Raw genomic sequence first — 446 nt, 5'->3', positions numbered from 1 at the left:
GTCTCGGTGAATGCCACCTCCGGCGGTGATTTTGAGGCGCAGCCTACTGCGCCTTCTGCTGTCGAAACCACCATCAATGACGGCACCACCACGGATGCGCCGACGCTAACATTGACGGGCGATGCGTCTGTCATTGAGGGTGAATCAGCCAGCTATACATTAACGCTCTCGGAAGCGCCAACTGCTGATTTCACCGTGACTATTGTCGTGGGACATAAGACCACGGAAGATGGCGATGTCACCCCGGTGACCCGCGATGTGGTGATCGCCGCAGGCACTACGTCCATCGATTTCACCGTCAATACGCTGGATGACAGCCTGAACGAATCGGCCGATGATGACGTGTTTACCGTCTCAGTGAATGCGACCGCTGGCGGTGACTTCGAAGCCCAGCCAACGGCACCGGCTGCGGTGGAAACTACCATCAACGATGGCACCACCACGGA

General features: G+C 57.6%; 1 protein-coding gene. It reads left to right on the top strand.

What is annotated here, in order from left to right; genetic code table 11:
• Positions 1 to 446 (top strand): immunoglobulin-like domain-containing protein (locus RN22_RS25220; RefSeq protein WP_197076330.1); only part of this gene is annotated, 446 nt, incomplete at both ends.

Source organism: Grimontia sp. AD028, assembly GCF_000973155.1.
Classification (GTDB): Bacteria; Pseudomonadota; Gammaproteobacteria; order Enterobacterales; family Vibrionaceae; genus Enterovibrio; species Enterovibrio indicus.
The sequence above is the reverse complement of the archived record's forward strand: the minus strand, read 5'-3'. Positions and strand labels throughout refer to the sequence as shown.